Annotated in this window: 14 protein-coding genes and 1 pseudogene; 3 read left to right on the top strand and 12 right to left on the bottom strand. The window is 61.6% G+C overall.

Annotated features, from left to right (window positions below; all coding sequences use genetic code 11):
• Positions 1-651, bottom strand: a pseudogene (locus tag RGAI101_RS08705) (DNA-directed RNA polymerase subunit beta); the annotation flags it as partial.
• A 342-nt stretch (positions 652-993) separates the two neighbouring features.
• Between RGAI101_RS08705 and RGAI101_RS08700 the strand changes: the two are divergent.
• Positions 994-1,491 carry an alkylphosphonate utilization protein gene (locus tag RGAI101_RS08700; protein WP_037227801.1) on the top strand — a complete coding sequence of 166 codons (498 nt, stop codon included), beginning with the start codon at positions 994-996 and terminating at the stop codon, positions 1,489-1,491.
• Here the strand turns inward: RGAI101_RS08700 and RGAI101_RS08695 are convergent.
• Genes RGAI101_RS08695 through RGAI101_RS08665 form a run of 7 tightly spaced genes read right to left on the bottom strand, consistent with a single transcriptional unit; the run spans position 1,488 to position 8,790 of the window.
• A complete protein-coding gene (locus RGAI101_RS08695) occupies positions 1,488-2,237 on the bottom strand; it encodes a polysaccharide deacetylase family protein (RefSeq protein WP_037227798.1) in 750 nt (249 codons plus the stop codon). The genes RGAI101_RS08700 and RGAI101_RS08695 overlap by 4 nt on opposite strands.
• The gene (locus tag RGAI101_RS08690) at positions 2,234-3,388 is read right to left on the bottom strand and encodes a glycosyltransferase family protein (protein WP_008229287.1); all 1,155 of its coding nucleotides are present in this window, start codon (positions 3,386-3,388) and stop codon (positions 2,234-2,236) included. Before RGAI101_RS08690 ends, RGAI101_RS08695 begins: the two co-directional genes overlap by 4 nt.
• Positions 3,385-3,966, bottom strand: coding sequence for a histidine phosphatase family protein (locus RGAI101_RS08685; RefSeq protein WP_008225631.1), 582 nt, complete (start codon positions 3,964-3,966; stop codon positions 3,385-3,387). Before RGAI101_RS08685 ends, RGAI101_RS08690 begins: the two co-directional genes overlap by 4 nt.
• Positions 3,963-5,039, bottom strand: coding sequence for a glycosyltransferase family 4 protein (locus RGAI101_RS08680; protein ID WP_008225961.1), 1,077 nt, complete (start codon positions 5,037-5,039; stop codon positions 3,963-3,965). Before RGAI101_RS08680 ends, RGAI101_RS08685 begins: the two co-directional genes overlap by 4 nt.
• Positions 5,039-6,280, bottom strand: coding sequence for a glycosyltransferase family 4 protein (locus RGAI101_RS08675; protein WP_008225240.1), 1,242 nt, complete (start codon positions 6,278-6,280; stop codon positions 5,039-5,041). Before RGAI101_RS08675 ends, RGAI101_RS08680 begins: the two co-directional genes overlap by 1 nt.
• Positions 6,277-7,482 carry a glycosyltransferase family protein gene (locus RGAI101_RS08670; protein WP_008225713.1) on the bottom strand — a complete coding sequence of 402 codons (1,206 nt, stop codon included), beginning with the start codon at positions 7,480-7,482 and terminating at the stop codon, positions 6,277-6,279. The genes RGAI101_RS08675 and RGAI101_RS08670 overlap by 4 nt, the downstream gene beginning before the upstream one ends.
• A gap of 27 nt (positions 7,483-7,509) precedes the next feature.
• Positions 7,510-8,790 carry a nucleotide sugar dehydrogenase gene (locus RGAI101_RS08665; protein WP_037229313.1) on the bottom strand — a complete coding sequence of 427 codons (1,281 nt, stop codon included), beginning with the start codon at positions 8,788-8,790 and terminating at the stop codon, positions 7,510-7,512.
• A 195-nt stretch (positions 8,791-8,985) separates the two neighbouring features.
• Between RGAI101_RS08665 and RGAI101_RS08660 the strand changes: the two genes are divergently transcribed.
• Both RGAI101_RS08660 and RGAI101_RS08655 read left to right on the top strand, forming a co-directional pair.
• Positions 8,986-11,403 (top strand): mechanosensitive ion channel family protein, encoded by a 2,418-nt coding sequence (locus RGAI101_RS08660; RefSeq protein ID WP_008225362.1) that lies wholly within the window; start codon positions 8,986-8,988, stop codon positions 11,401-11,403.
• Positions 11,404-11,477: 74 nt separating this feature from the next.
• Entirely contained in the window at positions 11,478-12,248 is a 771-nt protein-coding gene (locus RGAI101_RS08655) for an MBL fold metallo-hydrolase (RefSeq protein WP_037227796.1), read from the top strand.
• A gap of 103 nt (positions 12,249-12,351) precedes the next feature.
• On the opposite strand, the gene RGAI101_RS08650 is transcribed toward RGAI101_RS08655, so the two are convergent.
• Genes RGAI101_RS08650 through RGAI101_RS08635 form a run of 4 tightly spaced genes read right to left on the bottom strand, consistent with a single transcriptional unit; the run spans position 12,352 to position 18,233 of the window.
• Positions 12,352-13,506 carry an ABC transporter permease gene (locus RGAI101_RS08650; RefSeq protein WP_008225101.1) on the bottom strand — a complete coding sequence of 385 codons (1,155 nt, stop codon included), beginning with the start codon at positions 13,504-13,506 and terminating at the stop codon, positions 12,352-12,354.
• Positions 13,506-14,531, bottom strand: a complete 1,026-nt coding sequence (locus RGAI101_RS08645; protein ID WP_008225714.1) for an ABC transporter permease — start codon at positions 14,529-14,531, stop codon at positions 13,506-13,508. Before RGAI101_RS08645 ends, RGAI101_RS08650 begins: the two co-directional genes overlap by 1 nt.
• Positions 14,528-16,447, bottom strand: a complete 1,920-nt coding sequence (locus RGAI101_RS08640; protein WP_008227743.1) for an ABC transporter substrate-binding protein — start codon at positions 16,445-16,447, stop codon at positions 14,528-14,530. Before RGAI101_RS08640 ends, RGAI101_RS08645 begins: the two co-directional genes overlap by 4 nt.
• The gene (locus tag RGAI101_RS08635) at positions 16,440-18,233 is read right to left on the bottom strand and encodes an ABC transporter ATP-binding protein (RefSeq protein WP_008229296.1); all 1,794 of its coding nucleotides are present in this window, start codon (positions 18,231-18,233) and stop codon (positions 16,440-16,442) included. Before RGAI101_RS08635 ends, RGAI101_RS08640 begins: the two co-directional genes overlap by 8 nt.
• Between the last annotated feature and the right edge of the window lie 122 nt (positions 18,234-18,355).

Below are 18,355 nucleotides of genomic sequence, written 5' to 3'. Positions count from 1 at the left end.
GCCGTCCTTGTCGTATTCCAACGTCATCTCGTCGCCGGGTTCGACATAGATCGCACCGGTTTCTTCGTTGATGATGTCGCGTGCCGCAAATTTGCCGACAATGTGCTCGAATGGTAGAACCAGTTCGCTCACCTTGCCCTCATCGACCAGCTGCTTGACGGCGCGTGGCGTTACTTTCTTGCCCTTTTCGAACAAGACTTCGCCGGTTGCGGCATCGATCAAATCGTAGGTCGGGCGGGTGCCACGGACACGGTCCGGATAGAATGGTGCGACCCAGCCTTCGCCAGCTTTCAGCGTATAGGTGACGGTGTCATAATACGCGTCCATGATCGCTTCCTGGTCAAGACCAAGCGCGTAGAGCAATGTCGTGACAGGCAATTTACGACGACGGTCAATCCGGGCAAAGACGATGTCTTTGGCATCGAATTCGAAATCCAGCCAGGAACCGCGGTAAGGAATGATGCGGCAGGCAAACAAAAGCTTGCCCGAAGAGTGTGTCTTGCCCTTGTCGTGGTCAAAGAACACACCGGGAGACCGGTGCATCTGGCTGACGATCACGCGTTCGGTCCCGTTCACGACAAATGTGCCGTTCGGGGTCATCAAAGGCATGTCGCCCATGAATACGTCTTGTTCCTTGATGTCCTTGACCGCCACCCTACGCACCTCGCGGGTGAATCGCGATTTGATGGCACGCCACCGGACCGAGAAATCCGCGTCACCGGGCGACAGCGTCCATACCGTGTGCAGATGGTTCGGCAACACTACAAAGGCGTCGATCTGAAAGGGGCGTTCGGCCATCGTGATCCGCACGGCCCGGTGTCGCGCGGACACCTCGCGCAGCAGCAGGTCAGACCCTCGCTCAGCCAGGCAGACGGCGAAAAATAGGTACCACCGGGTACATACATGCGGCGGTATTTGCTCATACTTCAAGGCTGCGCGATTCTGGTTAACAACCCATTGCGCCCCGCGCAGCGCCGACCTAAACCACACCCCATGACATGCCCCCTTTGCACAACAGATGCCCCGCTCGTTTCCGTTCCCGTCGCAGGCGGCCCTGCGGACGCGAGCGTTGACGTTTGCGCCCTTTGCGCTGATCCTGAAACACCTGCAGATCACTTCCGACCTATCGCGTCGACGATGTGGTCCGAGGATGCGGCGCTTCAGGTCTATGCCGCGCGGACACTGAAACGGCTCGACACCGACTGGGCGCGCGATTTGCTGGAACAGCTGTATCTTGATGACGAAACCCAAAGCTGGGCCGATAACGTGGCGGCCCCGACAGATCACAAAGACAGCAACGGCGTGCCGCTTGCCAGCGGTGACACTGTGGTGTTGATCAAGGATTTACCTGTAAAAGGCGGCGGTTTCACGGCCAAGCGCGGCACAGCCGTGCATCGCATTTCCTTGGTGGCCGATAATCCCGCCCATATCGAAGGGCGCGTCGAAGGTCAGCGGATCGTCATCCTGACCGAGTTTGTCAAAAAGCGTTAGGGCAGCGTGCGCAGGTCGGCGGGGGCTGCGCCACCATCCAGCATCCGGCCAAGGCATGCGCGGGTAAACTCCCATATCTCGTGGGTATGCACCAGATGATGGGTGAGGAACCCGAGCGGCTCGGTCGTATCGGAAAGCCCCATGCGGCGGTCCTGCAAAAGCGATACGATCCCCGCGATTTGTTCCTCGGGCGGCACCAGTCCGCGCCCGCCGCGCCAGAATATCGGGTCGATATGGGTGTTGATCCGGACCATTCCGGGTACTGCCAAACGGGACGTCCGCGGCAAATAGGTCGAGACACCGCAGTAACCTGCCTGCGCCAGCCCCGGCAGCAGACCCGGATCAAGGCGGTTCCAGGGCGGCACGAAGATCGGCAGCAGTCTTGCACCGAACAGCGCCTGCATCCGCGCCAATGCTTGCCTGGCATCGGTCAACGCATCGGGCCGCGGATGGCCGAATTCGGCCTTCTTGGCCCCGGCGGGGGCGTGGTTATGGTGCTGCCAGCCGTGGACGACCGGGATGACGGCATCATGGCCTGCCACAAACTGGGGGAGGGAAGGCTGCGCGAGTTTCGGGATCACGGCGAGATGGACGGGCAGGTGCAAATCCTCGGCCAAGGCGGTCAGAACCTCAAGATCGGGTGTTGCGGCGATGGCATCATCATCGCGCCACCACAGCGGCAGAGCCAGCCCGCTGGCGCGCCACAGGGCCAGCTCTGTGGTCAACGGGGTCCAGTCGATTTTCATGCTTTGGTACCGCGCAGCAATTCAGACCGCATTTCATCGGTCAAGGTCACCGTCATGGCCGCGCCGTCCAACCCGGCACTGCGCGCTGCGCGATCAGGACTGGCAAGCACGGTCTTTAACGTGGCAAGCAAGCTGTCCGGTGTCAGATCAGCGTTGCGCAGCACGCCGATCCCCGGCATCTGCGCCAAAGCATCTGCGCGCAATCCCTGTTCAACCTCATTGCCCGCATCAAACGGCACGAAAACCGCGCGGACCCCGCTTTGCAACACGTCCAGCGCCGTGTTGTATCCACAAAGCGAAACCGAAGCGGCGGCATGGTACAGCATCTGGCGAAACTCGGGGCGGGCGGGTTCTATCACCACATTTGCAGGCGCGGTTAGCATCAGGGCATCACAGGGCGCGGCGGCGTTCTGTCCGCCAAGCAACAACCGCCAGCGCCTGTCCGGGTCCCGCGCGGCGGCGGCGCGGCAGGTGTCGAAGACATGCGCGCCAACATCGCCGCCCCCTGCGCTGACGATGATTTCACCATCCCCCAGCCCGTGCGGGTGCGGGCCAGCGGGGGGCGGGGCGACGAAACCGGTGTAGCGCAGCTTGGCTTGCACTGCGTCAGACACCGGCCAGCTTAGCGACAGGGGCGTTATGTCGGCGTCTGAATGGACCAGCACGGCGTCATAGAACCGTGCGATCAGATCATCGGCCAGCGCGGCCTTGGCGGGCTTTGACGGCGGGGCCAGAATGTCGCGGACCGATGCGCAGATCAGCGGGCGTTGGGGCAAATCATGCGCCGCCTCCAGCAAGGCGGTGAATTCGGCTTTCAGGGTGCGACGGCCAAAGGGAAACAGTTCGGTAATCAGCACGTCAGGTTGCAGGTCCTGCAGATAGTCCATCAGCATGGCGCGCCTCGCGTCGTAAACCTCTGGGCCCGCCAACGCACCATCCTGGTCGAGAAGCCGCGCGAAATCGATCCCGTCTGATCGCAGCGGCGGCAGTTGCAGCACCGTCACACCGTCGCTGTTCAATTGCGGGGCCTGCATCCCGCCCGATATGACCGTCGCATCATGGCCTGCAGCGCCATAGGCGCGGGCGAGGTTCAAGGCGCGGGCCAGATGGCCGGTCCCGAGCAAATGTGTCACGACAATCAAGACGTTCATGCGCGGTTCTCCAATCGGATCGGACCGGACACGGCCTGCCATCCCTCGGGCGCAATCCGGAGGACATAGAGCCGGTTGCGTTTGACCTGAAACGGGGCAGGGCCGTCAAAATCCCAGCCCGTCGCATGGGCCAGCAACACCCGCATCACGCCGATATGACATACGGCCACCGTATCACAGCGCAGGCTTTCGGCCCAGGGGATCAGCCGCGTGCGCAATGCTGCGGGGCTTTCGCCGCCCGGTGGCCTATAGTCCCAGCCCCAGTCTTCGATATCGCGAAACCCGCTTGCCGGGTCGGCTTTCAGGTCGATGCCGCGTTTGCCTTCCCACTGGCCCCAGTCCATCTCCATCAAGGCGTGGGTCGTCGCGGGCGCACGGTCTGCGACCAGATGGGCCGTCTCGACGGCGCGGGATAGCGGGCTGGCTACCAGATCGGCATCGCCCCATGGCGCGGGCAGGCGCAGCGCGGCCAGTTGGGTGCGCGCCTCTGCGTCCAGCGCAATGTCCGTCCGGCCCTGAATGCGTCCGGCGCGGTTCCAATCGGTGTGACCGTGGCGCAGAATGGCAAGCTGGATCATAGGGATACCCCGGCCCGGGCCAGCCCGCGCCGCAGCGTGTCGGCCGCAGCGGGCAGCAAATGGTGGCCCGCCACATGGCAGCGTGCGCGTTCGCCCAAGGCCATGCGCAGGGATGGCACGGCCAACAGCGCCTGAAGCCTTGTCGACATCGGGGCGATCCCGTCCTCGGGGTCTGCGTAATCACCGGGGGCCAGCACGTCGCACACGCCGGGTCGGTTTTGGGCGACGATGGGCAAACCTGCTGCCTGCGCCTCAAGGTAGGCCAGGCCGAAGGCCTCGTTCACGCCGGGCCAGAACAGCAGGGATGCGCGGGCATAGACGCTTTCCATTGCGGTGGCATCCAGTTGTCCCAGGAACCGCACGGCCTTCCCGAAGGGGGCCATCAACGCCTCGACCTGCGGGCGGGCAGGGCCGTCGCCAGCGATGTCCAGGGCCCATGCGCCTGAGGGCAGATGGTGTAACGTCTCTGCGATGATGCGATAGGACGCCAATTTGTCGCCACTGCGCAGCATGCCCACCGACAGCATTGGTCCATTTCCCAAGGACATCGCGGGCAAGGTCTGGCGAGCAAGGAAAGGACGCAGATGCAGCAGGGTCTGGCCTTGGGTCTTGTCGCGTTCAAGGGTCTGGGCATCGCGCTGCGTCAGGTAAAAGATCACATCCGCCGCGTCGCTGGCAGCTTCGGCGGCTTTGGCAAAGGGCGCCCACGGTCCGGTCAGTCGCTTGCGCGCGCGGGTGGATTCGATCAGCAGATAGGGGATCTTCAGCGCTTTGGCGACGGCGGGACCGATCAGGTCAGGGGCCTTGTAGTAGTTGTGATAGGTGATCCAGGCCGCCCATTTTTCACGGTGCCCCTGAGGGATCAGGCGCGCCACCTCGGCCTTGGCAGCATCAAACAAGCGCTGTTGCACTGCTGCATCGCCTGCACCGTCGCGACTGCGCAAATCACTGGCAAGGGTCACCTGCGCCCCGCCGAATTCCAGCGCTGCGATCAGGGCCCGCGCCATTGCACGATCGCCTGATGGCACAGCATGGTCCGCAGCCTTGAGCGGTGCATAAAAAGCAAGATTCATCAGTCCGCCTGCACCAGCAGTGCATTCAGCCGTTTGTGCAGCTGTCGGATGCCCGGTGCCATCGTAAAGTCGCTGTGCAATCTGGCATGGGCCGCTTCGGCAAGTCGCGGCCCAAGCGCCGGATCATCGGCAAAACCCTGGATCGCGCTGGCCAATGCAGCCGGCGCGTCGTCGCTCAGGATACCGCTGGTGCCTGTATCTATAAATTCGGGGATCGCTGATACCGGCGTGCTGAGGATTGGCAGCTTTTGACCGGCCGCCTCCATCAGGACATTGGGCAGGCCGTCGCGGTCACCGTCCTGTGCGATCCGCGAGGGCAGGACGAACAGATCGGCAGCACGCATGGCCGCGATCACCTCGGGCTGGTCGCAGGCCCCGCGCCATGTGATGCGGTCATTGATGCCCAAAGCCGTGGCACGGTCCTGCATCGTGTCCGACAGACTGCCGCCGCCAATATGGGTCCAGCGCCAGTCCAGCGTCTCGGGCAGCAAGGCCAGCGCGTCGATCAGGTTGTCAAAGCCCTTTTTCTCGACCATGCGGCCCACGGACATCATCTGGAACGGATCGCTCAGGCTTCGCGGCGTTCGTTCGGGAGGGGCGGGAAACCGCGACAGATCAAGCCCGTGATACACCAGATCAATGCGGTCTGGATCGCCCGCCATTGCGCGCAGGTGTTTCGCCCCGAAACCCGTGCAGGTCGCCCCGAATGCCGCGCCGAACCGGGCCGGGTCCAGCTTTTCGCGCAGTTCCCAGTCGGGGGATGTCCAGATGTCCTTGGCGTGGGCGGAAAAGCTCCAGGGGATGCCGCGCAGGATCGCGGCATAGCGCGCGACCGAAGAGGGCGTATGCAGAAAATGCGCATAAATCCCGCGGGTGCTTTCGGGCAGTTCGTGGGCCATAACACAGGCCTGTCCAAAGCGGCGTCGCCGGTTTGGGGTGTCGTCGCGGGCCAGATCGCGCTGGAACGTCTCGAACGCATCGGCATAGCCCGGCATGGCCTGGGCCGCTGCACGGGCGGTGGCGACACGGTCAGGATCATCGCGCAGATATTCCGGCAAATAGCGCACGCGCGCCTGCAACTTGTCATGCAGCGGATGGGTCTTGACGTCGGTCGGGTGCCGCAGCGACCAGATGTCAAAGCGCAGCCCGGCCTCTTCGAGGGCCACCAGTTCCTGGGCGATGAACGTTTCGGACAGGCGCGGCCAGCCTTTGACGACGACCGCCAGTTTCGGATGGTTCATGCAGTGCCATCCATCAATGCACGGCCCCGTTTGATCACCACATCAAGCCCGTCAAGCAGACCGTCCGCCCCTGCTTCGGAGGGTTTGTTCTGATGCGGCAGGTTGCGGATTGCCGCGATCATCGCGTCGGCGGTCATGCCGTCGCGGGTTTCATCAAGCATGCGCACAAGGCCCAGTTCCTCTGCGCGGCTGGCGCGGATCCATTGTTCAAGACGGGGCACGGTGCGCGGCACGATCACGGCCCGCTTGTCAAAGGACAGCACCTCGCAAAAGGTATTGTACCCCCCCATGCAGACGACACCTTCGGCCCCGACGAACAGCGCCTCGATCCGGCTGTCAAAGCCGACGGCCGTCACGCGCCCGTTCAGTTTCTCGACCCGTGCATCAAAGGCATCGCGCACGTCGCCCGACAGGAACGGGCCATAGATCAGCACCGCGTTTGGCGACAGGTCTGGGTCCTTTTCATAGGCCTCAAGCACCAGTGACACCATTGCCGCGCCATCGCCACCGCCGCCGGGGGTGATCAGCACGTAGGGGTGTTGCGGCAGGTCGACCTCGTCCGTGGTTTCGCGGCGCAGGTAGCCTGTCCAATGCATCCGGTCGCGCGCTGCGTCCGACAGGGGCAGGCCCTTGGTCGGGTCATAGACGTCGTGCATGCCGTAAACCCAGATTTCGTCATAAAAGGCCTCGGTCGCCGCGACGGCCCCCTTGCGCGCCCATTCGGCGGCCAGCACTTCGGGTTCGTCCAGCACATCGCGCAGGCCCAGCACGGTCTTGGTGTTGCCGTGATCGCGCAGCCATTCAAGGCTGGGCAGCAGTTCACCGCGAAAGCCCGACGGTTCCTTGTCGACGATCAGCAGGTCGGGTTCGTATTTCTCGATCGCGGTCTTGATCAGACCGGCACGCAGGGCGGTGATCTCGTCGATGTCCAGCCCCAGGGTCTGCGACACATAACTGCCATCGGCCAGCTTGGTCACGCCGGGCAGGCGAATGTGGTCAACGCCCTTGGGAAAGGTAAAGCGCCCGGCCACGGGCGACCCGGTCAGGATGATCGCCGATGCGTGATCGTCACCTTCGGTCAAGGCTGCCGCCAAAGCGCGCGAACGGCGCAGGTGGCCCAGACCGAAGGTATCATGGCTGTAGAAGATGATCCTGCGCTTGGGGTCCGCATTGCGCAGGTCTTCGGGGGCTGTCTGGCTCATAAGCCGGTCCTAACTTGGTCTTGATGCCTAAAGCCGCAGGTCACTTTCTGTTTTGCCAAAAAGTCCCTTGATGTCAAAGATTACCGCACCGGGTTTGCCCAAGGCGCGTATTTTTTCGGCACCCATGTCGACGAATTCGCGGTGCCCGACCGCCAGAACGATCGCATCATAGGTGCCATCCTCCAACGTATCGGTTGCGGTCTGGCCATGCTCACGGCGCAAACGGTCCGCGCCGACCCATGGATCATGCACGGTAGGCTCGACTGAATAGCTGGCCAGTTCCGCGACGATGTCGCTGACGCGGGTGTTGCGGGTGTCGGCGCAGTTCTCCTTGAAGGTATAGCCCATGATCAACACTTTGGCTCCGCGCACGCCCATGTCCTTGGACAGCAGTTTCTTGATCAGGGTCTGCGCTACATGCACGCCCATCTGGTCGTTGATACGCCGCCCGGCAAGGATCACTTCGGGGTGATAGCCCAACTGTTCGGCGCGGTATGTCAGGTAATAGGGGTCGACGCCGATGCAATGCCCGCCCACCAGACCGGGGCGGAAGGGCAGGAAATTCCACTTCGTCCCCGCAGCCTCGAGAACCTCGAGCGTATCAAGGTTAAGCCGCGAAAAGATCAGCGAGAATTCATTGACCAGAGCGATATTCAGGTCGCGTTGCGTATTTTCGATGACCTTGGCGGCTTCTGCCGTGGCGATGGAGGAGGCCCGGTGCAGGCCTGCCTTGACGACGGGTTTGTAAATCGCCTCCACCCGGTCAAGGGTTTCGCCGTCCTGCGCCGCGATGATCTTGATCACGTTTTCCATCGAATGCTCGGCATCGCCCGGGTTCACGCGCTCGGGGCTATAGGCCAGCTTGATCTGTGTGCCCGGTGTCAGCCCGCTGCCTGCCGCCAACGCGGGGCCGCAGACGTCTTCGGTCACGCCGGGGTAGACGGTGCTTTCCAAAATCACGACGCTGCCGGGCATCAGATGGGGCGCGATTGTTGCGCAGGCCCCCAGAACCGGCCCCAGATCGGGGGCTTTGGCATCGGTGATCGGTGTCGGCACGGCAATGATGAAAGCGGTACAGCCTGCCAGATCGGCGGCGTCATTGGTAAAGCGCGCAGTGGTCGCGCTGATCGACGCATCCGACACCTCGCCATTGGGGTCGGTGCCGCCTTGCAGCGCGGCGATGGTGGGCGCGTGGGTATCAAGTCCCACGACGTCAAATCCAGCGCGCGCCAGCGCCACGGTCAACGGCAGGCCGACATAGCCAAGACCCAAAACAGCAATACGCTCGGCGGCTGAAATATTCGTCATCTTGGGATCCTCAAGCGCATGGTGCGATGCCATACAAACCACTGTTAGGGTGAACATCGCATAGAATTAAATTTTGTGCAAAACCGATCGGGTTTCGTGAATGGATGCTTAAGGTGGTGCCGGTGCCAAACGATTGCAATGGGGGGCAGCGTCGCTTAGCGTATCTGGAAGGTTTTCCAGACAGGTGCGGGCAGTATGCGACACGTTTTATTCACCCTGCTGTTCTCTCTTTTGTTGGTTGTGATCGGCTCTGACAGTCAGGCGCAGGGGTTGCAAACCTTGTTCCCCACTGCAAAGGCCGCAACTGATCCTGAAGCCGCCCGGATCGAGGGCATCATGAAACAGGCCGCGCAAAATGGCGTCGGCGTTGTGGTGATCGACAGCAACGGGCAGTTGTTGACCCAATCGGCCGCGCCCGCAGGCCAGATGGCGGCATCCGACGCTCAGGACACCCCTTCGGAACATTCGCCCCTGATGAAGGCGCAGGAACGCACCAACAAGTTTCGCGCGGCCCTGATCCAGCGGCTGAAGGAACTGCCCATCGCGGTGAACGAGGTGCTGTACATCCTGCGCGCCGCCAGCCCTGACGGGACGCTGTGGGCGTTCGGATCAACCTTGCTGATCTCGCTCGCGTTGTTCGGCATCGGGGTCGTGGTCGAACGAGAGGTCTTCGGCAAACGCATCGCACGCGGGTTCGTAACAGCCCGTGTGCTGGAGAACCCCGTCGGCTATGCTGAAAAGATGCCGTTTCTGGTGTTCCGGTTCTTCATGGGGCTGCTCGGGATACTGGTGTCGATGGCGGTGGCCTATCTGCTGGGTCTGGCCATTTTCGGCACGCTCGAGGACACCGCGATGCAATTCACGGTGGTGTTGATCAACATCGGCTATTTCGTGTGCCGCTTTTTCGCGACGCTTTGGCGGATGGTCCTGTCGCCCTTTCTGACCCAATACCGTATCCCCGTTTTCAGCGACAAGGATGCCAAACGTCTCTATACGTGGCTCTGGATTTTGGCGAGCCTTGATACCTGCGCGATCCTGTTCGGCATGTGGATCGGCGAACTGGGCCTGAACTACGACTTTTATGCCTTCATCTCGTCGTTGATGTCGGCGGTGATCGTGCTGATGAATATCCTGATGGTGCTGGTCAACCGCCGCGCGATTTCGAATGCGCTGCGCCACGGCAAACCCATTGCGCAAAGCAGTTTGGTGACCCGCGTCCTGTCCAAGGCCTGGGCACCGGCCGTGGTGGTCTATGTGCTGTTTGCCTGGGTGGAGCTGACCTATGATCTGGTGCTGGAAAGACCCAGTTCGATCCCCCTGATTGCGGGTGCGTACGGCATCCTGATCTCGATCATCGTGGTGTATGGCGTGATCAACTACGGGATCGAACGGGGCTTTGCCCGCGCCCGCAGCATTCGTCGGCTGAACGCCATCCGCGACGCGAAAATAGCGTTGAACGACAGCAATGACGAAATGGACCAGACCGGACAGAGTGACGCCGCAGAGCGTCTGGCACTGGCCGAGGAAAGAGCCCGCGCAGACATGATCCCCCGCCGGACGATGAACACCTTCGAGGCATTGGCCCAAAGGGTCGCCGGCATTCTGGCCTTTGTGGCCGGGACCTATGCGTTCTTTTTCATCTGGGACAATGAAGGCGCGCGGATGGTCGAAACCCTTGCGGACCGGCTGCTTGATATCATGGTCATCATCTTCATCGGCTATGTCGTCTACCACGCCTTTCGCATCTGGATCGACACCAAGATCGAAGCCGAAGTCGGCGACCAGCCTGAGGCCGAATTGGGCGATGAAGGAAGCGGCGCGTCATCGGCCAGCCGCCTTGCCACGCTGCTGCCGCTGTTTCGCAACTTCATCCTGATCGTCGTGGTCGTCACCATCGTGCTGATCGTTCTGATGGAATTCGGCATCAATGTCGGCCCCTTGTTTGCCGGTGCGGGCATCGTCGGTGTCGCCGTTGGTTTCGGGTCGCAGGCGCTGGTGCGGGACATCTTTGCCGGCGCGTTCTTCCTGTTCGACGATGCCTTTCGCAAGGGCGAATATCTTGACGTGGGCGGTGTCAAAGGCACGGTCGAGAAAATCTCGGTCCGGTCGTTCCAGCTGCGCCATCATCTGGGGGCGCTGCACACCATTCCTTTCGGTGAATTGCAGGTCATGACCAACTACAGCCGTGATTGGGTGATCATGAAGCTGCCCCTGCGCGTCACCTACGACACGGATGTCGAAAAGGTCCGCAAGATGATCAAGAAGCTGGGCATTGCCCTGCTGGATGACCCGGTGATCGGAGAGAACTTTATCCAGCCGCTGAAATCCCAGGGCGTGATCGAGATGCAGGATTCCGCGATGATCATCCGGGTCAAGTTCATGACCAAGCCGGGGGATCAGTGGCTGGTCCGCAAGAAAGTCTATGAAGAGATCCGCGCCCTGTTTGAACGGGAAGGCGTGCGCTTTGCCCACCGCGAGGTCACGGTGCGGTTGGCGGACGGCAAGGTCAAGGACCTGAGCGAGGAGGAGCGCAAAGCAGTCACCGCTGCGGCGCAGGCGTCGATCGAGGAAGAGATGCAGGATGGCCCGGAGGCAGGCGGCGACGACCGCTGAAAAATTTGGGCGGGCGTGATTGAAAGGGGCCCTGGGCGCGCTAATTCTGTTCCAACATCAACAGGAGGTTCCCTATGACACACTCAAGACGACAGTTCCTAATGACATCCGCCGCCGCTGCGGGTGTCGTCACGATGCTGCCTTACGCTGCCCATGCGGCGGCCCACGGTGCCGATATGTTCCCCACCCCAAGCGGAGAGATCAAGGTTCATCCTGTCGATCACGCGTCCTTTGTGATGGAGACGCCTGCTGGCGTGATCTATAACGACCCAGTTGGCGAGCCCGCGAATTACGCTGATTTCGCCACCCCCGATCTGGTGCTGATCACCCACGAGCATGGCGATCACTATAACGTGGATACGCTGACGGCTGTGGTGGGGGAGAACACGCAGATCATCACCAACCCCGCAGTCTACGAGATGCTGCCAGAGGCGCTGAAAGCCAAGGCGAGCATGATCGCGAACGGTGAAACGGCGATGTTCCGCGAGCTTACCATCGAAGCGATCCCAGCCTATAATACGACAGAAGAGCGGTTGAACTTTCACCCGCAGGGTCGCGACAATGGCTATGTGGTGAACCTGCCTGACTTCCGCGTCTATATCTCGGGTGATACCGAAGGCACGCCCGAGATGCGCGCCCTCAAGAATATCGATCTGGCGTTCGTTTGTATGAACCTGCCCTTCACGATGGACGCCGAAGCCGCCGCTGCGGCTGTGTCCGAGTTCAAGCCATCTTACGTCTACCCCTACCACTTCCGTGGCCGCGATGGTGGCACGCAGGATCCGGCAGAATTCGCCAAGATGGTGGCGACAGGGACCGAAGTGAAGATCGCCGACTGGTATTGATATTGGTTTCCGGTTGCCCATGCGGGGAGCAACCGGTTGCAAGGCGGGGTGGCCAGCCCCCCGCACCCCCCGGGATCTTTTCGAGCCAGAGAAGAAGGGGGGATCAGCTTTTGTAGGGGTCCAGACAGGCGCGCAGGCCGTCGCCCAAAAAGTTGAAAGCCAGAACGACGACGATGATCGGTAGCATCGGGATGGCAGTCCACCAGTAGATTTCGATGCTGGCCAAGTTTTGTGCATCATTAAGCATCACGCCCCAGCTGACCGCTGGCGCGCGCAGGCCGAGGCCCAGAAAGCTGAGCGCCGTTTCCCCCAGGATCATCGCCGGAATTGACAGGGTCGCGCTGGCGATCAGGTGTGACATGAAGTTCGGCAGCAGGTGTTTGCGGATGATCCGCGAGGGCTTTGCGCCCATCATTTCGGCTGCCTTGACGTATTCCTCTTCGCGCAGGCTAAGGAATTTCGAGCGCACGGCGCGGGCAAGTCCGGGCCAGTCGAGGATGCCAAGAATGATTGATATCATGAAAAAGACCGACACCGGCCCCCAGTTGGAGGGTACTGCCGCCGAGAGCGCCAGCCAAAGTGGCAGTTCCGGAAGCGAGCGCAGGATTTCGATCATGCGGTTCACGAACCAGTCAGTCTTGCCCCCGAAGTAGCCTGCGAGGGAGCCGAAGAAAATGCCGAGGATGAACGACACGGTGATGCCGATCAGGCCCACCGTGAGCGACAGTTGTGCGCCATAAAGGATGCGGCTGAACACATCGCGGCCCAGACGGTCAGAGCCCCACAGGAAGACGGTAGCCCCATCAGGCGCGCAGAACAGGTGTGTGTCCGACGGGATCAGCGCAAAGATGTTGTAGGTTTCGCCCTCGCAGAAGAACTCCAGCTTGCGAGGGGCGGTTTCATCCGTGTCATAGACCCAGCGGAAATTGATCAGGTCCGCTTCTCCGGTGGTTTCGTAGACATAGGGGCCGATGAACTTGCCGTCATGCCACAGGTTGATGCTTTGGGGCGGAGCGTAGAGATGCTCTGCATTCCGTTCGTTCGGGGTATAGGGCGCGACAAACCCTGCGACGGGCAGGATCAGATAGCAAAACGCGAGAAACAGGCCCGACACCAACGCCAGCTTGTGACGGCGGAACTTGCGCCACATCAGCAGGCCGACGGAGGCGTCCATGTCCGACCGTTCGGGCGCAGACAGATCTGTCGCATCGGTCCAGGGGGTCGTATCGACAAATCGGTTATCGGGTTGAATGCTCATCAGCCGCGCGCCCCGAAGCGAATGCGCGGATCCAGCAGGACCAGCAGCATGTCAGAGATCATGGTGCCGATCAGCGTCAGGAGGGCCACGAACATCAGGATGAAGGCGGCCAGGAACTGATCCTGGGATTTCAGCGCGATCAGCAGCGACGGCCCGATCGTCTGAAGGCCCAGCACCACCGACACCAGCACCGACCCCGAGATCATCGCCGGCAGCAGGTTGCCAATATCGGCGACAAAGGGGTTGAACGCCATGCGCAGCGGGTATTTCGCCAGCAGTCGCGCAGGTGCGAGGCCCTTGGCCTTGGCGGTGTCCACATAAGGTTTGCTGAGTTCGTCCAGCATGTTGGCGCGCAGGCGTTGCATCATCGCAGCCGCCCCTGCGGTCCCGATTACAAAGGTGGGGACGATCAGATGCAGCAATATCGACTGTACCTTCGTCCATGACATCGGCTCGCCCTCAAGCTCGGGGGCCATAAGCCCGCCAATCGGCAGGTCGAAATATTTGTGGCCGTAGTAGAACAGGATCAGTGCCAGCAGAAAGTTCGGCGTCGCAAGGCCCAGATAACCGATGAACCCTGCGGTGTAATCCACCCAGGTTTCAGACTTGGCAGCGGCCAGCACGCCAAGGGGCAGGGCGATCAGATAGACAAAAAGCACCGCCGCCAGATTAACAAGCACCGTCATCCACAGCGCGTCACCGACGATTTCGCCGACAGGGCGGTCGAATTCGAAGGACCAGCCGAAATTGCCCTGTATCAGCCCCGAAAACCCCTGCGGGCCCTGTGCGATACCCGCCCAGATCATGTATTGCTTCCACACAGGCTGATCGAGCGAATATTCACGGCGCAGGAATTCGGCCTTGGCGACGCCTTCGGCCTGACCCGTGGCGCGCAATTCGGCGATCTGGTTGGACAGGTAATCGCCCGGCGGCAGGTTGATGATCACGAACACCAGCATGGACACGACCCAAAGGGTCAGCAGCATGGTGATAAAGCGCCATACTGCGTATCTGAGAAAGATCATTGGCTTACCTGCACGAGGGGGTCTTCGAAATAGAATTCATCAATCCGGTGGATGCCGAAATGCGCACCGGGGTCAAAGGCCCAGATGCCCTGTTCGGGAACGTTCTTCAGACGGTTCGATACGACGACGGGCTGCGGGGCCTCAGAAAGGATGCCGATGGCGAATTGCTGGTCGGCATGGATCTCCAGCATCTTCTTCCAGATCTCGGTCCGTTTGGTCTGGCTTTCGGTATGGCTCCAGTCATTGGCCAGCAGCATCAGTTGCTGCGCGGGCTGCATGTCGGGGGCCTCTCCGGATTGACCGAGGGTCTGGTAATACTGCCCCCACATCGGCCAGGAAAAGAACTCCTGATTGGTCGGGGCAAGATAGCCGGGCGATGTCCCGGCACTGGGAATGCCGTTGTCCCAGCCAAACCAGACCGAGGCCATCGTGGTGCCGGCATAGATCCGGTTGCGCAGGATATCGCGATCCAGCGGGCGCATGATCAGCCGGATGCCCAGATCGCGCCAGGTGTCGGTGATGATGGCAAGCGCGCTTTCTTCTTCGCTGCGTTCGCCGGCGGTTTCGATCACGAATTCCATCGGGCGGCCATCGGGCAGTTTGCGCAACCCAGACGGCGTGCGGTCGGTGAGGCCCATGTCATCGAGCAGGGCATTGGCGCGGTCGATGTCCATCTTGGACCACGCATGCAGCGCATCGGGGCTGAACAGGGGGCTTTGCGGCAGGGCGGTCATCCCGCCTTCCTGGGCCAGCCCGAAGTACAGCGCGCGGTTGATCATACGCCGGTCGATGCCAAGGCTCAGCGCGCGGCGGAACCGGACATCGCGCATCACCTCGCGCCAGACCGGGTCGGCAAAGTTCAGGTTGGGATAGATGGCGATCTGGCTGGCAGCACCATTGGCCCACAAGAAAGTGCGGTATGTGCCGCCGTCCGCCTCGCCCTTTTTCAGGATCGAGATGTCGGTAAAATCAAGGCCACGCGCTTGCAGGTCAACTTCGCCGGCATTGGCCTTGGCCGCGATCAGCCCGCCGCCGACCACAGTCATGTCGACGGTGTCGATATAGGGCAGCTGCACGCCGTGGCTGTCGACGCGATGGAAATAAGGGTTGCGCACGAACACCTGTCGCGAGCTGTCGCTGTCCGAGGTATTGACCCACGGCTGCAGTGTCGGCTCTTCGGGGTTGTCGTACTTGTACATGTTGTCGCGCTTGTTGTGCAGCGCGGCCCAGCTTTTTACGCGGGCGGTGTTGACCTCATTGGCCAGTTGTTCGGGCTCCGCGAATGCGACGTGAAATTGCTTGAGGTAATGTGCGGGCCGGTAGATGAATGGCGGGCTGGCTTGTGCCAGCAGGGGCAGAAAACTGGGATTTGCGTCTTCCCACTCGAACACCACAGTCTGGGGGTCGGGAAAGGTGACGCTGCCCCATTTCCCTTCGACCATCATGAAGTCTGGCGGACCGCTGGGGGTGATTTCCGGGTCGTTAACGACGTGTTTCCACCAGTATTCGAAGTCAGCCGATGTAAAGGGGGCCCCGTCTGACCAGCGGTGGCCCGGGCGCAGATGTAAGGTGTACTTGCGGTTCTCAACCACATCCACGGCGCTGAGGATGTCGGGGGCCAAGGTGTAGTCGGCCTGATACCCCACCAGCCGCGCATAGCCATAGACCACCATTTGCCGCACGTCCTTGGACCGCGATATCAGCGTGCGCAATGTGCCGCCCTGGATGCCAAAGCTGCGGCCTTTGGCGGCCAGATCGACAATCAGCGGGTCGGAGGGCACGCGTTGGATGACCGGCGGCAGGTCGCCATTGGTGACCTCCTGGGCCCAATAGCCGCTTTCCTGAAGCACCGGCGTCGGGGTTTGCGCCCAAAGGGGTGTGACGAGGGCACAAAGAAGAACAACAAGCTTACGCATGGCACCGTACCATATGACCGGGTTCCAATTCGCGCAAGGCGGGGGCCTGCGTGCCTTCGAAGCGGTAGTTTTCGGGCCAAAGCGTGGGCGATCCCGCGCCCTTCGCCACCAGATCCAGATCGATGGGGCGGTTGATGTCGGGTTCGGGCTGGGCGGCGATCAGTGCGCGGGTATAGGGATGCTGCGGGTTGTAGAACAGCGTGTCCGGCGCGGCCTGTTCGACGATCACGCCTGCGCGCATCACGGCGACCTCGTCGGCGATCCGTGCCACGACGGCCAGATCATGGCTGATGAACAGATAGCTCAGGTTGGCGCGTTCGCGGATATCCTCGAGCAGGGTCAGGATCTGGTCTTGTACCGACACATCCAAAGCCGATGTCGGTTCGTCACAGATCAGCAGTTTCGGGTCCAGCGTCAGCGCGCGGGCAATCGACAGGCGTTGCCGCTGACCGCCCGAAAACGCATGGGGAAAGCGGCGCAGCATGTCGGGGTCCAGCCCGACCCATTGCAGCATCTCGGCCGCCTTGTCGCGCCGGTCAGCGGCTGTTCCGATACCGTGAATCTCCATCGGTTCTGTCATGGCTTCCTGAACGCGCATGCGCGGGCTCAGCGATGAATAGGGATCCTGGAACACCATTTGCGCCTGACGCTGAAAGGCAGTGCGCTCTGTGCTGGTCATTGAATGCACAGGGGTCGCGTCCCCGGTCGGGCTGGGGCGAAACAGAACCTCGCCACCCGGATCAGGGGTTTCGGCGCCCATGGCGATCCGCGCGCAGGTGGTCTTGCCTGAACCGGATTCACCGACGATCGCCAGTGTCTTGCCGCGTTCCAATTGCAGGTTCACGTTTTCGCAGGCCGAAACGGTCACCGGCTTGCGCCAGCCGCCAGCGCGCATCGTATAGGTTTTGGATACAGCGCGCAGATCCAGGATCACGTCATCGTGGCTGGGCGCGCGGGCGGGCTTGGCCACCAGCGGGATCATCGGTGCGGCGGCAAAAAGCTTGGCCGTATAGGGATGCGCGGGCGCGCCAAGCACATGGCCTGCCTGTCCGCTCTCCATTACGCGGCCCTTGTTCAACACCACCACCTGCTGCGCCATATTGGCCACCACGCCCAGATCATGGGTGACCAGAATGACGGCCATGCCGGTTTCCTTTTGCAAGGTGCGGATCAGCCCCAACACCTGTGCCTGTGTGGTGACATCCAGCGCCGTGGTCGGTTCATCCGCGATCAGCAGCTCCGGCTTGGCGACCATCGCCATTGCAATCATCGCGCGCTGGCGCATGCCGCCCGACATCTCGAAAGGATAACTGCGCCAGGCACGCTCGGCGTCGGCAAAGCCGACCTTGTCGAATTTTTCCAACACGGCGCGCTTGGCCTCGGCGCGGCCCATTTTGCGATGCAGGCGCAGGACTTCGGCAACTTGATCGCCCAGCCGGTGCAACGGCGACAGGGACCGCATCGGTTCCTGAAAGATCATCGAAATACGGTTGCCACGGATGGCGCGCATCGCTTTTTCGGGCAGGTCCATCAGATCGACCGGTCCCGATGCGTCGTTGAACTGGTCGCCGCACTGGCCGGAATAGTGAATGGACCCGCCGCGTATCCGTGCGGCATCGGGCAGGATCCGCAGCACTGACCTGCAGGTCAATGTCTTGCCCGACCCGCTTTCCCCCACCAGCGCCAACGTCTCGCCTGCATTCACGGAAAAGTTGACCCGATCCACGACCGGTTCAGAGGTGCCAAAGCCGATTGTCAGGTCGCGTACGTCTAATAGGGCGGTCATTTGGATCCAAACACGTCAAAGCGAAAACTATCCCGCAAAGTGAAGCCGATAAAAGCCTTAGCGTCTAGGGGTGTCATGAATTGCGCAGCGTCCCCTAAAATTCGGGCGGGTTCGCCCCCATG

It is taken from the genome of Roseobacter sp. GAI101, from assembly GCF_000156335.1.
Classification (GTDB): Bacteria; Pseudomonadota; Alphaproteobacteria; order Rhodobacterales; family Rhodobacteraceae; genus Sulfitobacter.
Note: the sequence above shows the minus strand (reverse complement) of the source record. Positions and strands in the feature narration are given on the sequence as shown.